Origin of the sequence: Flavobacterium sp. CSZ, from assembly GCF_015350725.1 — a bacterium.
Taxonomy (GTDB): Bacteria; Bacteroidota; Bacteroidia; order Flavobacteriales; family Flavobacteriaceae; genus Flavobacterium.
Map to the genome: position 1 here is coordinate 259,597 of NZ_JADKPQ010000007.1, position 17,611 is coordinate 277,207.

General features: G+C 33.8%; 12 protein-coding genes. 2 read left to right on the forward strand and 10 right to left on the reverse strand.

All coding sequences use genetic code 11. From position 1 onward, the window contains the following. Positions 1-310: 310 nt before the first annotated feature. Positions 311-691 (reverse strand): DUF1573 domain-containing protein, encoded by a 381-nt coding sequence (locus IRZ78_RS10545; RefSeq protein ID WP_194616495.1) that lies wholly within the window; start codon positions 689-691, stop codon positions 311-313. A gap of 278 nt (positions 692-969) precedes the next feature. Here IRZ78_RS10545 and IRZ78_RS10550 point away from each other — a divergent pair, with 278 nt between their 5' ends. Next, positions 970-3,606 carry a valine--tRNA ligase gene (locus IRZ78_RS10550; protein ID WP_194616496.1) on the forward strand — a complete coding sequence of 879 codons (2,637 nt, stop codon included), beginning with the start codon at positions 970-972 and terminating at the stop codon, positions 3,604-3,606. 86 nt (positions 3,607-3,692) lie between these two features. Here IRZ78_RS10550 and IRZ78_RS10555 read toward each other — a convergent pair whose 3' ends face one another. From IRZ78_RS10555 to IRZ78_RS10580, 6 genes are all read right to left on the reverse strand, one after another. Then, positions 3,693-4,562 carry a hypothetical protein gene (locus IRZ78_RS10555; protein WP_194616497.1) on the reverse strand — a complete coding sequence of 290 codons (870 nt, stop codon included), beginning with the start codon at positions 4,560-4,562 and terminating at the stop codon, positions 3,693-3,695. A gap of 150 nt (positions 4,563-4,712) precedes the next feature. Further along, complete coding sequence (locus IRZ78_RS10560; RefSeq protein ID WP_194616498.1) at positions 4,713-6,029, reverse strand: APC family permease; 1,317 nt, start codon at positions 6,027-6,029, stop codon at positions 4,713-4,715. Positions 6,030-6,233: 204 nt separating this feature from the next. Beyond that, complete coding sequence (locus tag IRZ78_RS10565) at positions 6,234-8,513, reverse strand: TonB-dependent receptor (protein WP_194616499.1); 2,280 nt, start codon at positions 8,511-8,513, stop codon at positions 6,234-6,236. 270 nt (positions 8,514-8,783) lie between these two features. After that, positions 8,784-9,509 carry a DUF4198 domain-containing protein gene (locus IRZ78_RS10570; protein WP_194616500.1) on the reverse strand — a complete coding sequence of 242 codons (726 nt, stop codon included), beginning with the start codon at positions 9,507-9,509 and terminating at the stop codon, positions 8,784-8,786. Positions 9,510-9,682: 173 nt separating this feature from the next. Continuing rightward, positions 9,683-12,112, reverse strand: coding sequence for a TonB-dependent receptor (locus IRZ78_RS10575; protein ID WP_194616501.1), 2,430 nt, complete (start codon positions 12,110-12,112; stop codon positions 9,683-9,685). 105 nt (positions 12,113-12,217) lie between these two features. After that, the gene (locus IRZ78_RS10580; RefSeq protein WP_194616502.1) at positions 12,218-14,539 is read right to left on the reverse strand and encodes a TonB-dependent receptor; all 2,322 of its coding nucleotides are present in this window, start codon (positions 14,537-14,539) and stop codon (positions 12,218-12,220) included. 257 nt (positions 14,540-14,796) lie between these two features. Between IRZ78_RS10580 and IRZ78_RS10585 the strand changes: the two genes are divergently transcribed. Next, entirely contained in the window at positions 14,797-15,957 is a 1,161-nt protein-coding gene (locus tag IRZ78_RS10585) for an MFS transporter (RefSeq protein ID WP_194616503.1), read from the forward strand. A 34-nt stretch (positions 15,958-15,991) separates the two neighbouring features. On the opposite strand, the gene IRZ78_RS10590 is transcribed toward IRZ78_RS10585, so the two are convergent. The 3 genes from IRZ78_RS10590 to IRZ78_RS10600 are packed head-to-tail and all read right to left on the reverse strand — an operon-like array spanning position 15,992 to position 17,496. Beyond that, positions 15,992-16,513 (reverse strand): hypothetical protein, encoded by a 522-nt coding sequence (locus IRZ78_RS10590; protein ID WP_194616504.1) that lies wholly within the window; start codon positions 16,511-16,513, stop codon positions 15,992-15,994. Positions 16,514-16,556: 43 nt separating this feature from the next. Further along, positions 16,557-16,979: a hypothetical protein gene (locus IRZ78_RS10595; protein WP_194616505.1), complete on the reverse strand. Its 423-nt coding sequence runs from the start codon at positions 16,977-16,979 to the stop codon at positions 16,557-16,559. A 40-nt stretch (positions 16,980-17,019) separates the two neighbouring features. Then, positions 17,020-17,496 (reverse strand): DUF6265 family protein, encoded by a 477-nt coding sequence (locus IRZ78_RS10600; RefSeq protein WP_194616506.1) that lies wholly within the window; start codon positions 17,494-17,496, stop codon positions 17,020-17,022. Positions 17,497-17,611: the final 115 nt, after the last annotated feature.

Consider the following 17,611-nt stretch of genomic DNA (forward strand, 5'->3'; position numbering starts at 1 on the left):
CTTCCCCAGTCAGGATGACAAACTTTACGCTGAAAACTGCAACTGAAAACCGAAAACTGCGACTAAATTACTACTTCTCTTCGCTCGCGAGAGGATAGCAGGACATTACCTTGTAACGCGGATAGCCCTAGAGCATCGCGCTAAGAGGGCGTATAAGGGCAAAGGATTTTTGCCCTTCAGGCGGGATATGGTTATAGTATTATATTTTTAGGGAAGTTTTTTATGCTCGGGATTCTTTAGGTTAAAAAAGTGCATAAAAAAACCGCTTCTTATAAAGAAACGGCTTTTAGTATTTTTAGATTTTATCTTTTTATAAAACTTCTCCCTTGATTTTAAGGGCAACTCTCCCATCAGGATAGTTTACAGCATTAGTCTCAACAGTAATTGTTTTACGAATTGGACCTGAAACCATATTGTATTTTACATCAATTTTACCTTTTTTACCAGGCATAACTGCTGCTGAGGGTTTTGTGACAACGATAGAACTTACAGTTGATTCTGCACCGGTAATCAATAGTGGTGCATCGCCGGTATTTGTAAATTCAAAAGAGCGAAGTCCGTTGTCGCTTTTCGAAATTTTTCCATAATCAATCGTATTGTCTTGGGCTGCAAATTCAATTTTTGGGCCATTTTGTGCATAACCTATTGCGCTAAACAATACGACTGCAATAAAAGAGGCTACATTTTTCATTTTGAAATTGTTTTTAAGTTGTAAGTAAATATACATTCTTTTAATTAACACACAAATTATTAATTCTCTTTTTATAGTGTACTTAATTATTTACTTTTGCTGTCAGTTATAATTACAAAAATTGAACCAAAGTTTTTATGGTCTATTTGTTTAACTGTTTAGCCGGTTAATTGATTTATAAAATTGAGGTAATAAAGAACCTTCAAAAATAAATCAGGGATTAAACAATTTAACGATGAACCAAATCAACGAATTAACGATAAAACAAACCTATTTAAATGACAATTCCAGCACAATTTGACGCTAAGACGATTGAGAATAAATGGTATGATTACTGGATGAAAAACAACTATTTTCATTCAGAACCAGATCATAGAACGCCGTACACTATTGTAATTCCGCCTCCAAACGTCACTGGTGTCTTGCATATGGGACATATGTTAAATAATACAATTCAGGATGTTTTAATTCGTAGAGCACGTCTTAAAGGTTTCAATGCTTGCTGGGTTCCGGGAACGGATCACGCATCGATTGCAACTGAGGCAAAAGTTGTGGCGAAATTAAAAGCGGAAGGAATCAATAAAAACGATTTGTCTCGCGAAGAATTTTTAGCACACGCCTGGGAATGGACGCACAAATATGGCGGAACAATACTTGAACAACTTAAGAAATTAGGTGCTTCATGTGATTGGGAACGTACCAAATTTACGATGGATCCGGACATGTCGGCAGCTGTAATTAAATCGTTTGTAGATTTATACAACAAAGGATTAATCTACAGAGGATACCGTATGGTAAACTGGGATCCGGAAGCTAAAACGACTTTGTCTGACGAAGAAGTAATTTATGAAGAACAACAAGGAAAATTATTTTTCTTAAAATATAAAATAGAAGGATCTGAAGATTTCCTGACTATCGCAACAACGCGTCCTGAAACTATTTTTGGAGATACTGCTATTTGTATCAATCCAAATGATGAGCGTTTTACGCATTTAAAAGGAAAAAAAGCGATTGTTCCTATTTGTGGAAGAGTAATTCCAATTATCGAAGATGAATATGTAGATGTAGAATTTGGAACCGGATGTTTGAAAGTAACTCCGGCGCACGATATGAACGATAAAACGTTAGGAGAAAAACACAATCTTGAAATCGTTGATATTTTTAATGAAGACGCTACATTAAATAGTTTCGGATTACATTATCAGGGGAAAGACCGTTTTGTGGTTCGTACCGAAATAGCAAAAGAATTAGAAGAAAGTGGAGCTTTGGCCAAAACCGAAATCCATTTGAATAAAGTAGGAACATCTGAAAGAACCAAAGCGGTAATCGAACCAAGATTATCAGATCAATGGTTCTTGAAAATGGAAGAATTGGTAAAACCTGCAATTAAGTCGGTTTTAGAAACAGGAGATATTAAATTACATCCAAAACGTTTTGAAAACACTTACGCGCATTGGTTAAACAATATTCGCGATTGGAATATCTCGCGCCAGTTATGGTGGGGACACAGAATTCCTGCGTTTTATTACGGAGACGCAAAAGAAGATTTTGTGGTTGCTGAAAACATCGAAGATGCATTAAAGTTAGCGCAAGAAAGAACATCTAACAACACACTTACAACATCTGACTTAAGGCAAGATGTTGATGCATTAGATACCTGGTTTTCTGCCTGGTTGTGGCCAATGTCTGTTTTTGATGGAGTAGTGAATCCTGAAAACGAAGATTTCAAATATTATTATCCAACAAATGATTTGGTTACAGGTCCGGATATTTTATTTTTCTGGGTAGCCAGAATGATCATTGCGGGTTATGAATATACAGGAGAAAAACCATTTAAAAATGTATACTTAACGGGTTTAGTACGTGATAAACAACGTCGCAAAATGTCTAAATCATTAGGGAATTCTCCTGATCCTTTAGATTTGATCGAAAAATTCGGCGCCGATGGAGTTCGTGTAGGATTGCTTTTAAGCGCTTCTGCAGGAAACGATATTATGTTTGATGAAGAGTTATGCCTACAAGGAAAATCATTCACAAATAAGATTTGGAATGCCTTTAAATTGGTTAAAGGCTGGGAAGTTTCTGAAACTATCCCACAACCGGAATCATCGAAAGTAGCCATCGAATGGTACCAAGCCAAGTTGCAACAAACTTTAGTTGACATTGAGGATAATTTTGAGAAGTACAGAATTTCAGATTCATTGATGGCCATTTATAAATTGGTTTGGGATGATTTCTGTTCTTGGTTTTTAGAGATGATCAAACCGGCATACCAACAGCCAATTGATAAAGCAACGTTTGACAAAGCAATTGAAATGTTAGAAAGTAACTTGAAATTACTTCACCCATTTATGCCTTTCTTAACAGAGGAAATTTGGCATTTAATTGCTGATAGAACTCCCGAAGAAGCTTTAATTGTATCAACTTGGCCAGAATTAAAACCTTTTAATGCAGGTTTAATTGCTGATTTTGAAAGTACAATTGAGGTAATTTCTGGAATTAGAACCATCAGAAAAGATAAAAACATTCCGTTTAAAGATACTATCGAATTAAAAGGAATCAACAGCGAGAATCTGTCGACTTATTTTGATACCATTGTAAGAAAACTAGGGAATATTTCAGCTTTCGAATATGTTTCGGCTAAAGTTGACGGAGCGTTATCTTTCCGTGTAAAATCAAATGAATATTTCATTCCGATTTCAGGAGGAAATATTGATGTTGAGGCTGAAATTGCAAAACTAACAGCAGAGTTGGTGTACACGCAAGGTTTCTTAAAATCAGTTCAGGCAAAATTATCAAACGAGAAATTTGTTGGTGGAGCACCAGAGAAAGTTTTGGCTAACGAAAAACAAAAAGAAGCAGATGCTTTAGCAAAAATTGCTACAATCGAGCAAAGTATTGCTGGTTTGAAATAAGAATCAGATTTTTTTTTAAAACATAAAATCCCAATGCTGAAGAATTTCAGTATTGGGATTTTTTAATTTTTATGATATAAAAAAAATTAATAATAAGTAAACGTTTTTTCTATAAGGGATCGGTCGATGTTATTATTATCATAGTGATGACGTTTTTCTTTAGGGTAGCCATCTGTATTAAGATCGTAACTATAGCGTTTAGTTTCAGTATAAATTGAATTAATTTGTTCAGTAAAAAATGTTATATTGTTAGAATTATTGATGTCTTTAATGTCAAAATGTCTATTAAAAACATTTTCAAATGAATCTGTAAAGTACAATTTGTCGAACCCTGTTATATTTTTGTATATATTAGGTTTGTTGTCATATTGGTAATTAAGGGTAGATGTAATTAAGCCTTTTGAACTGAATTTTTCTCTTTTTATAATGTTGCCGTTATCGAAATATATTTTTACTTGAGGAAGAGAACCGGTTGGTACCCAAGCATTATTAGAATAGGTGTAAATATAAATCTCCACAAGATTTTCGGAGACATAATTATAGACATATTTAGTTTGATTCATCGCAGGGAAGGTAGTTCCGCTATTCGTGTTTTTAAAAATAGCAGTCTTTAATCTGTTATTCTCATAAGTATAGTCGGTGCTAACATATAGTTGATCCTCCACGTATCCATCTTGTTGAGTTATTAAATCTCCAGTATAGCTATAAGTTATTTTTAAAAGACCAACATTTGTCCCAATTGTTGTAGCTTCTTTGATTTTAAAACCATTATAATTAAATGTTGTTACTGAGCCACTTGAAGGGTTTATCTCCGTTATTGATTTGATTAAAGGCTTAGTGTTTTCTTTTACCGGTTCGTTAGGATCTATTGTTTCTATTGGTTCTTTTATTTCGCTTTCTGAACAAGAGGTGATCATTAATAGTAATAAGACAATTAGAGGTTTTAATTTATTCATTTAGAATTTGTTTTAAGACAAGTAGCAACTTGTTATTTATTTTAATCAGAATAACTGTAAATCTAGCAAATGTACTTAAAAAGTCTAATTAAAAAATGAGTTCTTTATTTGATCAAACTAATGTTGTGAGTTTTATTTTAAGTGTTTAATTTATTTTTTCTTCCTGCTCAAAACCAAAAACAAAGGATAAGAAACCAAAGTAATCAAAACTATAATCACAAAGCTTTTAGGATCGCTATAAACAAAACCAATTAATAAAGCCAGCGAAGCTATAATGGCAATAATAGTTGTCCAGGGATACCAGGCAGAGCGATAAGGTCGAGGTAAATCAGGTTCTGAGATTCGTAGTTTAATAAGAGAAAAATAAGCCAGTCCCCAAACGATAATAGAGGTAAAGGCCGCAAATGAAAACAAGACCTCGAAGGAACCAATACAAATTAGAAATAAACTGAAAAGCGATGAAACCAAAAGCGCTACAATTGGAGTTCCGCCTTTATTAACCGTTGTTCCTTTTTCGATAAAAAAACCATCACGGCTTAATCCGTATAAAATTCTTGGCGGAATCATCATAAAGGCATTTAGAATACTAATCAGCGAGAAAATAGAAATCACAGTAACGATAATCGCTCCGTTTTTTCCGAAAATAACCTTGGCAACATCGGCCGCAGCCAGATTCGATTTTGCTATGGTTTCTATGGGTAAAACGTGAAAGAAAGCCACATTGAGTAAAACATAAATTGCGATGACAAGTAACACGCCGCTAAATAATGATTTGGGAATATTTTTACTTGGATCGTCGTTTTCTTCGGCAAAAAAGCAAACACTGTTCCAACCATTATAAGTTCCGATGATGAGCTGAAGTGATTTGAAAAAGCCGAATAATAAACCAATCTGGACAAGGGAATTATCTTTTGGAATTGGAGCTAACTTCACGCCTGTGTACATAAAACAAGCAACAAGCAGAGCAAAAAAGCAGATGACTTTTAATAAACTGGTAATTTGCTGGATAAAGCTTCCGTTTTTTACACCGCTTAAATGCAATAATACAAAAGCTATCAATAACGAAATGGCCATTTCGGTTGAGTAGTTTCCAAGTGCAGGAAATAAAATAATAATGTATTCACTAATTACGATACAGTAAAAAGCGGGCGGAATAACATTGGTGATATAATCGAACCAACCGGACAAAAATCCTGCATACTCGCCAAAAGCCCTTTTGATATAATTGTAAGATCCTCCGGCTTTAGGCAGCATTGTAGCCAATTCTGCGTACGAATTGGCGCCAATCAAAACAAATAATCCGCCAAAGATCCAGGAAGCAATAACAAGCCAGTAATTATCTAATAATCCTGCAATGGCACCGGGTGTTCTTAAAATTCCAACTCCTATTGTTCCTCCAATTAATACGGCAATATTAAAACTTAAACCCAGACTTTTCTTTAATTGGTTTTTCTTGGAATCTGACATATGTAGAATTTTTATTTTAATGAGATAGAAAGTATCTGCAGGGCAAAAGTAATACAATTAGAACACTTTCTTTGATCTAATCCAAAAGCCTCATTTAGGACTAAATGAGGCTTTGTATTTGTTTAAAAACCAAAAACTTCTTCTGTTTTTCAAAAAATGAAAATCCAGAAAAAGCTTTGGAAGATAAAAATCTAATTCAAATTTTTAGAACTTGTATCTAAGGCTTGTCATAATTTGACGAGGCGCTATAGGATTCACGCTGTAATTTTCGTGAACGGTATAATTCAATTCGTTTGTAATGTTTGATAATCTACATAAAATTGAAAATTTTCTCCAGCTATATCCTGCTGATACATCAATTGTTGTATATCCTTTTAAAGGAATTTCTCTGTCCCAGATTCCGTCTGGTTTTGTAGAATCGTATTGATTGTGCCATCCACCAATTCTATCTCCAATATAATTTCCTATGGCTCCAATAGAAACACCTTTGAATAAACCTTCTGGTAAAGTGTAAAAGAAACTTAAATTAGCCGTGTTTAATGGTGTTCTTGCCACACGTTCTCCTTCGATAAAACTTCCATTTAAGCCTGAAGTTTTGGTGTAACGCATATCATTGTAGCTATAACCTGCAATAATATTTAAACCTTCAACCGGTTGTGCTATAACGTCAATTTCTACACCTTTACTTTTAGTTTCTCCGCTTAATACCTTAATGCTTGTTTCTAAATTATCACTTCCGTCAGCTTTAAATGGAGCCATTTGTGCCAAATTACTGTTGGTGATTTGATAAACTGTAACGTTTGTGCTTAATAATCCTTTTAGCCACTGAGTTTTTACTCCAGCTTCATATTGGTCGATAATAGAAGGTTTAAGAGGTTGTAAATTTACAGTTGTTCCAGTATTTGGAGTAAAAGAGTTAGAATAACTTCCAAAAATCGAAATATCTTTTGTTGGTTGGTAAACTAATCCTGCTTTTGGAGAAAATGCATTATCTAAACGTTTTGGAGTAACAGTTGGAACTGCATTTTCTGGAGCTACAGTTTGTTTTCCGCCAGCAAAAGTTTCTTTGTATGTAGTAACTTCTGCTTCTTGCCAAGACCAACGAACACCGGCTAATACCTTGAATTTATCTGTAATTGATATAAAATCCTGAAAGTAAACCCCAAAACGATTTGTATCTGTTTTTGCAATTTGAGTAGCTCTGTCTGTAGTTGGGATATCCATTCTTTGATTACTAGGATCAAAAGTGAATAAATTTATAGTATCATAAAGTGTTGGCCCGTAAACTGGTTTTCCGTCTTTTACACCTGTTTGAACGTATTTTTCATTAAATGTAAAAGTATAAGCTGTTACAAATGAATTTTCCCAATCTACACCTGTAAAAATTTGATGTTTTACAGATCCGGTATTAAAGTTTCCTTGCAAACTTAATTGGTCTCCTAATATTTGTTCTAAGTTTTTATTCTTAGTTAAACCTCTATTCCAATCACCCGGAGTTGCATAAGTTTCTAATCCTGATAATTGTGCGGTAGAATAACTTCCTCTATTATAGGTTTGAAAAGAGGTATTAAAATTTAATTTCCAGTTTTTGTTAAAATCATGATTTACTAATGCAGATGCACTGGCAGATTTAGTATTTCCGTTTGACCAAAGTGATCCGTAAAATGCATTACGAGGTAAGTCTAAAATTTGTTTTCCTATAATTCCGGTTCCAAAGTCAGGAGTCCAGTCTGCACTTAAATAATCACCTTGTACTGTAATTTGAGTTTTAGGATCGATAATAAAAAGTAAAGATGGATTAATATATACACGTTCGTTTTTTACAACATCTCTAAAGCTCTCAGAGTTTTCGTAAGAACCATTGATTCTAAAAGCGATTGATTTGCTTAGAGGACCATAAAAATCTATCGATGGTTTATAAAAAGCGTTACTTCCCATTTGCATGGCCACCTCACCACCGCTTTTGAATAATGGAGTTTTGGTTACTAAATTTACGATTCCTCCAGGTGCAACGTTACCAAATAATAAAGCGCTACTACCTTTAAGAAATTCTACTTTCTCTAAACCAGAAATATCAGGAATAGATCCTGCGTTGTAACGAAATCCGTTTTTAAGCATATTATTAGCCGACATATCGTAACCTCTTGAGAAAAAAGATTCCTGAGCCCCACCACGTGCTGAGCTTACATAAACTCCGTTAGCATTTTTAAGAACTTCGCTCAATCTTATTGCTTGCTGTTGTTGGATAATCTCTGAACCAATAACTTGTATCGTTTGGGGATTATCCATTGGTTTTAAACCAGAACGAACAGCAGTAACAGGTTTTGGTTCTTTATTTTTGGTAACGATTACTTCATTTAGAATTTCTCCCTTTTTGTTTTTTACAGTATCATTTGCTGTTGAGGTATTTTCTGCCTTTGCATAGTCCTGACTATAAGTAGCAATGCTTATAAAAGATAAAAGGAGTAGTAAATTATATCTCATGGTATTTATTTAGATTGAATAAAAATAAGTTTTTGCAAATATAAGTGCAGTTAGATGTTTTAACAAAATTTATTGATGGATTTTCTTACTTAAAACTTGATTAGTTTTGTCTTAAGATTTGCTTAAGATTTTGCTTTGTTGGATTTAATTATTTATAAATAAAATACCTATTTATGCCTAAGATATTTCTGTTGTAATAATTATCCGGCATAAAAAAACCTTGCTCAAAAGAACAAGGTTAATTGTATTTAAGACTTAGGAAAGAATTACTTATTTAACCGAGATTTGATAAGTAGCCATTTTCCAGATTTCATCATATTTTTTACCATTATGATCGCCAGAAGCTTTTTCAGTGTGAGCATATTCTACCATATAGTTTCCAGACCAGATTGGTGTAAAAGAGAATTCACCTTTATCGTTTGTCCATAATTCTTTTTCCCATCCATTTGGAGCAATTACTTTAATTTTTGTTTCTTTTGCCATAGCGCCGTCATAAGAAGCAACTCCAGTGATTTTGGTATCTTTTTTTGCAACATCTGCATTTTCTGAGAATACGGCAATTTTATTCGTGTTTGATGCAATAGTATTTCCTGCGGCTTTATTTCCTACTACTACCGTAGCACTTGAGTTGTAATCTAAAACCATAGTTCCGTACACATCTTTTACTTTGTGGTGCATTACAATAGTATAAACCCCATCTTCATCAGGAGTAAAAAAGGCCTGGTATTTATTATCTAAAGCTTTAGAAGTAAGTTTTGTTTCTTTTTTTGAAGGAGAAACCAAAACTAAAGTAAAATCTTTTAAATCAGAAAACCATTTGTCTGCTTTTGTGATGTCGTTATCTGAAAATTCTCCAAAATAAACTGAAATTTCCTGAGCTTTTCCTTTTGTACCGGTTGATTTAGTTTCGATCCAAAGAGCGTGAGCAAATAATTGCGGACTTGCAACTAACATAAATAGTACAAATGCTATTGATTTTAAAGTTTTAGATTTCATAAGATGAAGTTTAAATTTATTAGTATTAATATTTTTCACAAACTTAAGTCTTATTTAGAATAATTAAAAATAAAACTCAACAAAAAGACTTTTAAATTGCAATAATTTGAATGTATGGATAAAAATAAAGGAACTAATTTTTAAGATTAGTTCCTTTTGAGATTATGTTGTTATTAAAATTTATAAGCAAAACTTGCCACAAGATTTCTTGGTTTTTGCGGATTCAATGTCGACCATCCACCATTAAAATAATCTTTATTGGTAATGTTATTGATATTTAAGCTTACGCGGAATTTATTTGAATTATAAAAAAACGAACCGTTAATAACAGTATAAGCAGGCAAAACAAATTTTCCCGTTACAGCACCGTCTAAAATAGCATTTTCGCTGGCGTAATTTCCTCCAAATCCAATCCCGAAGTTTTCTAAAGTACCTTCATCAAATTTGTACGTTGCCCATAGGTTTGCTAAGTTTTTTGGACCGGACCAGAAAGGTCTTTTTCCTTGCTCAAGCCAAACATTGCCAACATCTCCTTTTGTAATTTTACTGTCATTATAACTGTATCCGGCAATAATGCTTAATCCTTTTATTGGTGAAGCATTAAGGTCAAATTCAAAACCTTTGCTTCTGGCTTCACCTCCTTGAGAGCTGAACGTTTGACCGCTTGTTACTAAATTGGCAACATTAATATCATAATAACTTACAGTTGCATTTAATTTATCTGTAAAAAGATCTGCTTTTACTCCAAATTCTAATTGATTGGCATGTTCAGGCTCAAAGGTTTGTGATCCTAATAAAACACCATCGGGATCGTAATTCAGTGCAGGAGCCACATTTCTGAAACCATTCATATAATTAGCAAATACAGCCAGTTTATCCTTTATGGGCTGATACAGCAAGCCAAATTTTGGTGAGAATGCAGTTTGTGTATAGTCATCATCGTCATTATTGATATTTCCTTGGGTATCAAAATAATCTACTCTCAAACTTGCCATTGCTAACAATTGTGGGGTAATATTAAGTACATCTGAAGCATAAGCACTATAAGTTGCATCTTTCGGCTGGTAATTTCCGGCAGGTTTATTGGCAAGAAGTTTATCTACAGATGTCTGAGTAAGATAATAAGGTGCATCAGGATCTAATTGTCTCACTTCGCCCTGAGCCGTAAGATTATATAATTTACCATAACCTGAACCTCCATACATTACATTTCTTTCAAAGTAGTCAAGACCTACAACCAGACGATTACGCATTGTCCCGATTTTGAAATCACCAATAAAATTTTGTTGGATATCCGTTACAATTGTTTGAGATTGCTCTTTTGTAATCCATAGAGCAAAATCCTTATTTCCGTCTTCATTATCATAAATATACGAGTAGTACCCACTTGATTTAGAAGAACTTCTTGATAATACCGTTTGCGAAGTCCATTGATCTGAAATTTTATATGTCATTTGACCTTGCAAATTAAATCTGGGATTCTTCATGGACAAATCATTACTATAAAAAGACAACTTTGTGTTGTAATTTAGTTCAGCTAAGTTGGCGTATTGCAAAGGAGCATCTCTTCCTAAAAACAACATCGATGGAGTTGTTTTTTCTTCCTGCATAAATTCAGTATTAATTATAAAAGAAAGTTTATCGTTTACTTTATAAGAAAGGGAAGGTGCTACAAAGAGCGAAGTACGAAAACCTGCGTCCTGAAAACTATTTTCTGTTTGATATGCCGCATTAATTCTAAAAGCGATATTATCTGCATCGTCCAGCGATGTATTTACATCTGCAGTAACCCTGTTTAAACCAAAACTTCCTGTGATATAGGAGATTTCGCCACCAAAACCGCTATATGGCTTTTTGGTAACGGTATTAATAAGTCCGCCGTAACTCACTAAACTGCTCCCGAATAAAGTTCCTGAAGGTCCTTTGATTACTTCAATACGTTCTACATTTGCAGGGTCTAAACTTCCGTTTGTTAAACCAGGTAATCCGTTTACGATATTGGCCTGAACTTCAAAACCACGCAATGTATAGTAGGATCCGCCGTCGCCGCCACGTCCTGTCGATTCCCATAATTTTTGAATTCCGGGTACGTTTTTTAAGGCATCTTCATAATTGGTAATGGCTTGTTCTTTGATCAATTCAGAGGATACGATATTGTAAACCTGAGGATTTTCAACATTTTTCAATGGCATTTTAGAAACATAAACACTTTGTTTCGGGAATGCTTTTCCTCTGTTTGCAGTAATGATAACTTCTTTTAATTGCTTATTAGAAACCTTCAATTGCAAATCAAGAGTTGTGGTTTCATTGATAGCCACGTTTACTTCCTGCTTTAGTGTTTCGTAACCGGTTAAGGAAACCTGCAAGGTGTAAGTATTGGCTTTTACACGATTAAACTCAAAAGCACCATCTTCATTTGTGATAGTACCGTATTTTGAACTTTTAAGGATAATGTTTACTCCAACTGCCAGTTCGCCGTCTGAGGTCGTTATAGTTCCTTTAATTTTTCCTGTGTTTTGTTGGGCCAACATAGTGTTTGTGACCAATAAAAAAAAACATAATGCAAAAGTGAAATGCTGAATGTGTAAATTAAGATATTTCATTTTTTTTGGTTTAGTTAATTTGCTCCTATTTATATGCGAAAAGAGTTTTTTGAAATACTCCCAATTAAAAAGCACCTCGGGATAGAGATGCTTTTGATAGAGTTTTTAAAACTTCAAGGTTAAGTTTACTAATATGTTTGACAGAGTCTGAGCCATTCCGTACGAATCCCAGTATTCTTTATTACCGATGTTGTTGAATTTTACACCAAGTCTCCATCTTGGCTGATCATAAAATACAGTTGCATTATAAATCATGTACGATGGAGCATAAAAACTTTCATCTTCAAATTTATATTGTTTGTCTACATAATTTCCTCCAAAACCAAAGCCTAAATCTTTTAGTTTGTTTTGAAATTTATAAGACAACCAAAAGTTAACGACATTCTCCGGAGCACTACTGGCTTTGTTTCCTTCGATAGCAGCATCTGATGATTTTATGATACGATTATCGTTATAAGCATAACCAATCACGGCGTTTAAACCTTCGATAGGATTTGCAATAAATTCGAAATCCAGACCTTTACTGACTTGTTTACCATCCTGAACACTAAATCCGTCAGGCGTTGTTCTTGTAGCATTATCAATAGTAATATTGTAATAACTTAGTGTAGTGCTAAATTTTTTATTGAATGCTTCTACTTTTACTCCTGCTTCGTATTGGTTGGCATAAACAGGTTTTAAGATTAGCAAGCTTCCGTCTGGCTGATTTACCGGACCCGAATTTTGAAAACCATTCATGTAATTTCCAAATAAAGAAACCTGATCCTTAACCACTTCATAAACCAAACCTAATTTTGGTGATAAAGCAGTTTGGTTATATCCTTCGACATCTACAAGCTTTTTCTGAACGAAGTTGTCCAGACGAAGACTCAACATGGCTGATAAACGATCTGTAAAACTGATCACATCTGAGGCATAAACACTAAATATTTGCTCGTCCGCAACAGGCCAAGTCAGTTGAGACAGAGCGGCATCAGCTTGTTTTTTTCGAATAGGCGCAAAAGGTTTTGTTACATCAATAGTGTCCAGAACCGGCGTTGCACCATAATTAAAAGTACCTTTTGAAAATCTGTAATTTACACCTAACAATAGTTTATGTTTGATGCTTCCGGTAGAAAACTGACCATTAATGTTTTCTTGTATATTGGTAAACTGATTCGATATTGGTCCAAAACGAGATACACTTCTTTGTACTTCTGTTGGCGAACTCCATTTCGTGTAATATTGATAACTACGATCGACATTTTCGTCTATAAAAGAGTAAAGTGTCGTAGATTTCCAGTTTTCTGCCAATTGATATTCTGCCTGAACAAAAACTTTTGAAGATGAGGTTTTGGCATCAAGATCATCATGAAATAAACTTTTTCTGTAGTCTATTTTAAGATCTGTTGGGTTTGTAATTCCCGGCGCATACGAACGCCCGTAAGTAGGACGTGTGTTGTTTACATTGTAGATCTCAGTATCAATACTTAAGGTTAATTTATCCGTTGCTTTGTAAATAAGACTTGGCGCAATGAGGAATGTTTTATTAAAACCATAGTCTAAGAAGCTTTTTTCAGTATTTACCGAAGTATTTAATCGAAACAATACTTTATTATCCGGTGTTAATGCAGTATTAATATCAAGGGTAAGTCGATTTAATCCAAAACTTCCTCCCGTATAAGATACTTCTGTTTTTTTACCTTCAAAAGGTTTTTTTGTCACTAAATTGACAACCCCTCCAAAAGACGATACTGACGATCCGAATAAAGTTCCTGATGGCCCTTTTAGCACTTCGATACGTTCTGCATTGTCAATCGAAATAGAGCTTCGGCCCGTCATGTTTTCCATTCCGTTTCGGGCATTAACCCCAGTGCTAAATCCTCTGAAAGAAATTTCAAGTCCGCCTGATGGATAAATTTTTGTGGTTACACCAGGTGCATTTATAACTGCGCTTCTAATATCTACAGCAATTTGTTCCTGCAAAAGTTCTTTCTGAATCACACTGTAAACCTGAGGATTTTCCAGATTTTTCAGAGGCATTCTTGCCACATAATCTGTTTTTTTAGATAAGATGCTTTTCTTGCCGTTTACAACAACTTCGTGCAATTCTTTGTTCGAAACTTTTAATTGCAGGGTTATTGTCGAAGTTTCACTTTCTGCTACAATAACTTCCTGTTGAGTAGTTTCGTAACCGGTTAAAGATATTTGTAGCGTATAAGTATTTGCTCTTACTCTGTTTAGTTCAAAAGTTCCGTCATCATTGGTAGTTGTACCATATTTGGAGCTTTTTAGAATAATATTTACACCGGCAGCCGCGTCGCCGTCAGAGGTTGTTATAGTGCCTTTTATTTTTCCGAAATTTTGTTGTGCAAATGAACAAAAAACCGAGAATAGTAAACTGATTGTGAATAGAAAACGATAGGTTTTCACAGTAGTATATTTCATTTTTAAATTAAATTTGGTTAAGGTTTTTGTTTTTATTTAGAATGAATAAAAACAGCGCAAATGTAAAAATTAATATTTCCTTAACAAATATTATTACCCTTGATTTAATGTACTTTTTGTTATATTTTGGTAAACTTTTTTTAAAAAATTGAGATAAAAGGATTAATTGACTTAAATTTCTCACTTTTTAAAAAAATCTGGAAAGGGTAGAAGTTACACTTCAAATGACTTAATTTTGCAGTCTGAAAAATTGCTTCATGATTTTACCTTTCTTTAAAAAAATTCAAAATACGCCCAGAGGATTTAGAATAGCCAATACTGTATTTTTTTTCCTTTCCGGATTTGGATATTCTTCCTGGGTTTCCCGAATCCCACATATAAAAGCGCAGCTCAATTTATCCGAAGCTGAATTCGGGACTGTTTTATTCGCTTTCCCCATTGGTTTAATGCTAACCATGCCTTTTACAGGAAAATTATTAAATAAATACAGCAGTCGTTATATCATGTTGCTTGGAGCGGTGATGTTTAATATTGTACTCGCTCTGCCGGGTTTGGCGGGTTTTGTATGGCAGTTGGTCATCATACTTTTAATTTTTGGAGCTTCGCGTAATATTTTCAATTTGTCTATTAATGCACAATCGCTTGAGGTTCAAAAATTATATAAACAATCGATTATAACCCGTTTTCATGCTGTTTGGAGTATTGCGGTTTTTTCAGGCGCAGGTTTAGGCTATGTAATGGTATCAAGGCATATTGCGCCAGCGCATCATTTACTAGGAGTAAGTGTTTTTATGATGGCTCTTACGGCTTGTTTTTATCCGCTAAGTATTCATAATGAGCCGGTACCGGTAAAAAAGAAATTCTTTTCGATGCCGGAAAAAAACCTGATCAAGTTTGCCATCATTTGTTTTGTTTCTATGGCCTGCGAGAATACAATGTACGATTGGAGTGGTATTTATTTTGAAAATATATTACACGCTTCGCCAAAGTTAACCAGCGCCGCATTTGTATTTTTCGCCACAGCAGTAACCTTAGGGCGTTTGTTTGGAGATTATGGCGTAATGAAATTTGGTACCAAACGAATCCTGCTTTACAGCGGTATTTTTATCACAGTAGGATTTTTAATTTGTTTTCTGTTGCCTTTTATTTATCCCACGATTTTTGGTTATGTATTAATTGGCGTTGGGGTTTCCTGCGTCGTTCCCTTAGTATTTAGCATTGCCGGAAGATCATCAAAATTAAGCAGCGGTTCTGCCTTAACTTCTATATCTACAATTGGTTATTTGGGGTTTTTATTGGTCCCGCCAATGGTGGGTTTTATCTCTGAATATTTAAGTATGAAATTTGCGTTTTTGGTAATGGCGCTTTTGGGTATTTTGATGATTTTTATGGTGAATAAGATTGGGGAGAACGAATAGGTTTTTTGGGAAGGTGCTGAGGTTCTGAAATTTTTTAAGAATCTTTTTGTTGATTCATTATTTTTACTTTTAATTTTTGGTCATGCCTTTTACTATTTATCTTACTGTTTAATATCCAGTAAATGGCAAAACAAAAGACTAAAGTCAGAATTACTGAAATTAAGGTTATTCCCCAAAAAGCATAAACTATAATAAGTAAAGCTATTAGAAAGATCTCTATGTAGTAAGTCTCTTTCTGGTTAGTACGCTGTTTTATGATCATTACATTTCCTCGTCTTTTTCCAATTCTTTCAATTACTTTTTTTGTAATCTTATCAATACTATAAGTTTTATCAAGATCAGGAAAAGTAAAACAAATTGAAAACTCTAATTCCAGTCTGTCCATGAATTTATTATACCTTTTTACTCCTTTGAAAGAGTTTTTAATATTATTCTTCGAGTGTGCAGGAAATGTCAGGAAATCTAAAAAATGAGATTCCTCAAATGCTAAATCTGGTCTTTGTCGTTCTTCCTTAAAGATTTCTAATATTTTTTCTTTGATTTCAGTTTCGGTCATTTTGATTATTCTTTTCTAATTCATTAAGATAATCTTTCCAATTTTATTTATTGATAATGTAAGAAAATTGATAACTCTTTTCGCAGATTCTTACCTTGTTTTTAAATTCAATTGTATCAACATAAAAATAGTCAAGCTCTTCTTTTTTGTTTAGAAAGTGAATAGAATAAGAGTTATTTGGACAACAACAATAATCTGTTTTTTCAGTATTTAGAAATATTTTGTCAAATTCTTCAAGTTGTTTTTTTGTTCTGGCCCTATATATTTTCGATGGAATATAAGCCTCGACATTAACTCTTTTATTTGCTAATGTTGAATCGTAAGATTTAATAATAATTTGAGTACTATTTGAGATTGTTGTGTTAAATGAGTAATCTTCCCAAATGTTCTGGATTGTATTTTGAGTTTTATCACTGCAACTAAATAGTAAAATTGAGACAAGAATTATAATGAAACCTTTTTTCATTTAGTCATGATTTTCCCATTTATGATGTTTCTTTGTCATTTTACTTCTTCACCATAATAAATCTCTCCGTAGTCACTTTTCCTTGTAAATTTCCGGTAGCTTCCGCTGTTATAGTATTATTTGCACCTATTGTATAAGTAATTTTTTGAGGATAATCGTGTTTTGGATTTTCGAAAACAAGTTGTTTATCAGATTCTGCAGTTGAAGGAAATGCAACTGATTTATCATCATTCTGACCTTTTACAGTAGCAAAATACGTTAAGGTTTCTCCTTTTTGAGCCAGGACGATGCTTTCGAAATGTAGGGTGTCTTTTCCTTTAATGAAATAAGAGGCTCCACTAAAAGTACTGTCGTTTAGTTTGGTCCAGTTTTCGGTTAAAGTACCGTCTGGAGATGTATTTTCCCAGTTCCCGATAAGCCAGTCTGCAATTTTGATTTTATCTTTTTCTACAGATTCTTTTTTCTGGCAAGAAACAACGGCAACTAAAAGCATTGAAAGAGTAATTTTCTGAAACATATTTTGGTTTTTTGATGTTAAATTGAAAAGCTAAGATATTAAAAAAAAGTTTGCCACGAATCTCACGAATTTACACGAATTGATTTGTGTATTAGAATGTAAAAATGCCACAGAT

Excerpts from the sequence above, each read along its gene's own strand:
- IRZ78_RS10555 (WP_194616497.1), bottom strand. The coding sequence starts at position 4,562 with ATGAATAAATTAAAACCTCTAATTGTCTTATTACTATTAATGATCACC.
- IRZ78_RS10560 (WP_194616498.1), bottom strand. The coding sequence starts at position 6,029 with ATGTCAGATTCCAAGAAAAACCAATTAAAGAAAAGTCTGGGTTTAAGT.
- IRZ78_RS10580 (WP_194616502.1), bottom strand. The coding sequence starts at position 14,539 with ATGAAATATACTACTGTGAAAACCTATCGTTTTCTATTCACAATCAGT.
- IRZ78_RS10600 (WP_194616506.1), bottom strand. The coding sequence starts at position 17,496 with ATGTTTCAGAAAATTACTCTTTCAATGCTTTTAGTTGCCGTTGTTTCT.
- IRZ78_RS10550 (WP_194616496.1), top strand. The coding sequence starts at position 970 with ATGACAATTCCAGCACAATTTGACGCTAAGACGATTGAGAATAAATGG.
- IRZ78_RS10545 (WP_194616495.1), bottom strand. The coding sequence starts at position 691 with ATGAAAAATGTAGCCTCTTTTATTGCAGTCGTATTGTTTAGCGCAATA.
- IRZ78_RS10590 (WP_194616504.1), bottom strand. The coding sequence starts at position 16,513 with ATGACCGAAACTGAAATCAAAGAAAAAATATTAGAAATCTTTAAGGAA.
- IRZ78_RS10565 (WP_194616499.1), bottom strand. The coding sequence starts at position 8,513 with ATGAGATATAATTTACTACTCCTTTTATCTTTTATAAGCATTGCTACT.
- IRZ78_RS10570 (WP_194616500.1), bottom strand. The coding sequence starts at position 9,509 with ATGAAATCTAAAACTTTAAAATCAATAGCATTTGTACTATTTATGTTA.
- IRZ78_RS10595 (WP_194616505.1), bottom strand. The coding sequence starts at position 16,979 with ATGAAAAAAGGTTTCATTATAATTCTTGTCTCAATTTTACTATTTAGT.
- IRZ78_RS10585 (WP_194616503.1), top strand. The coding sequence starts at position 14,797 with ATGATTTTACCTTTCTTTAAAAAAATTCAAAATACGCCCAGAGGATTT.
- IRZ78_RS10575 (WP_194616501.1), bottom strand. The coding sequence starts at position 12,112 with ATGAAATATCTTAATTTACACATTCAGCATTTCACTTTTGCATTATGT.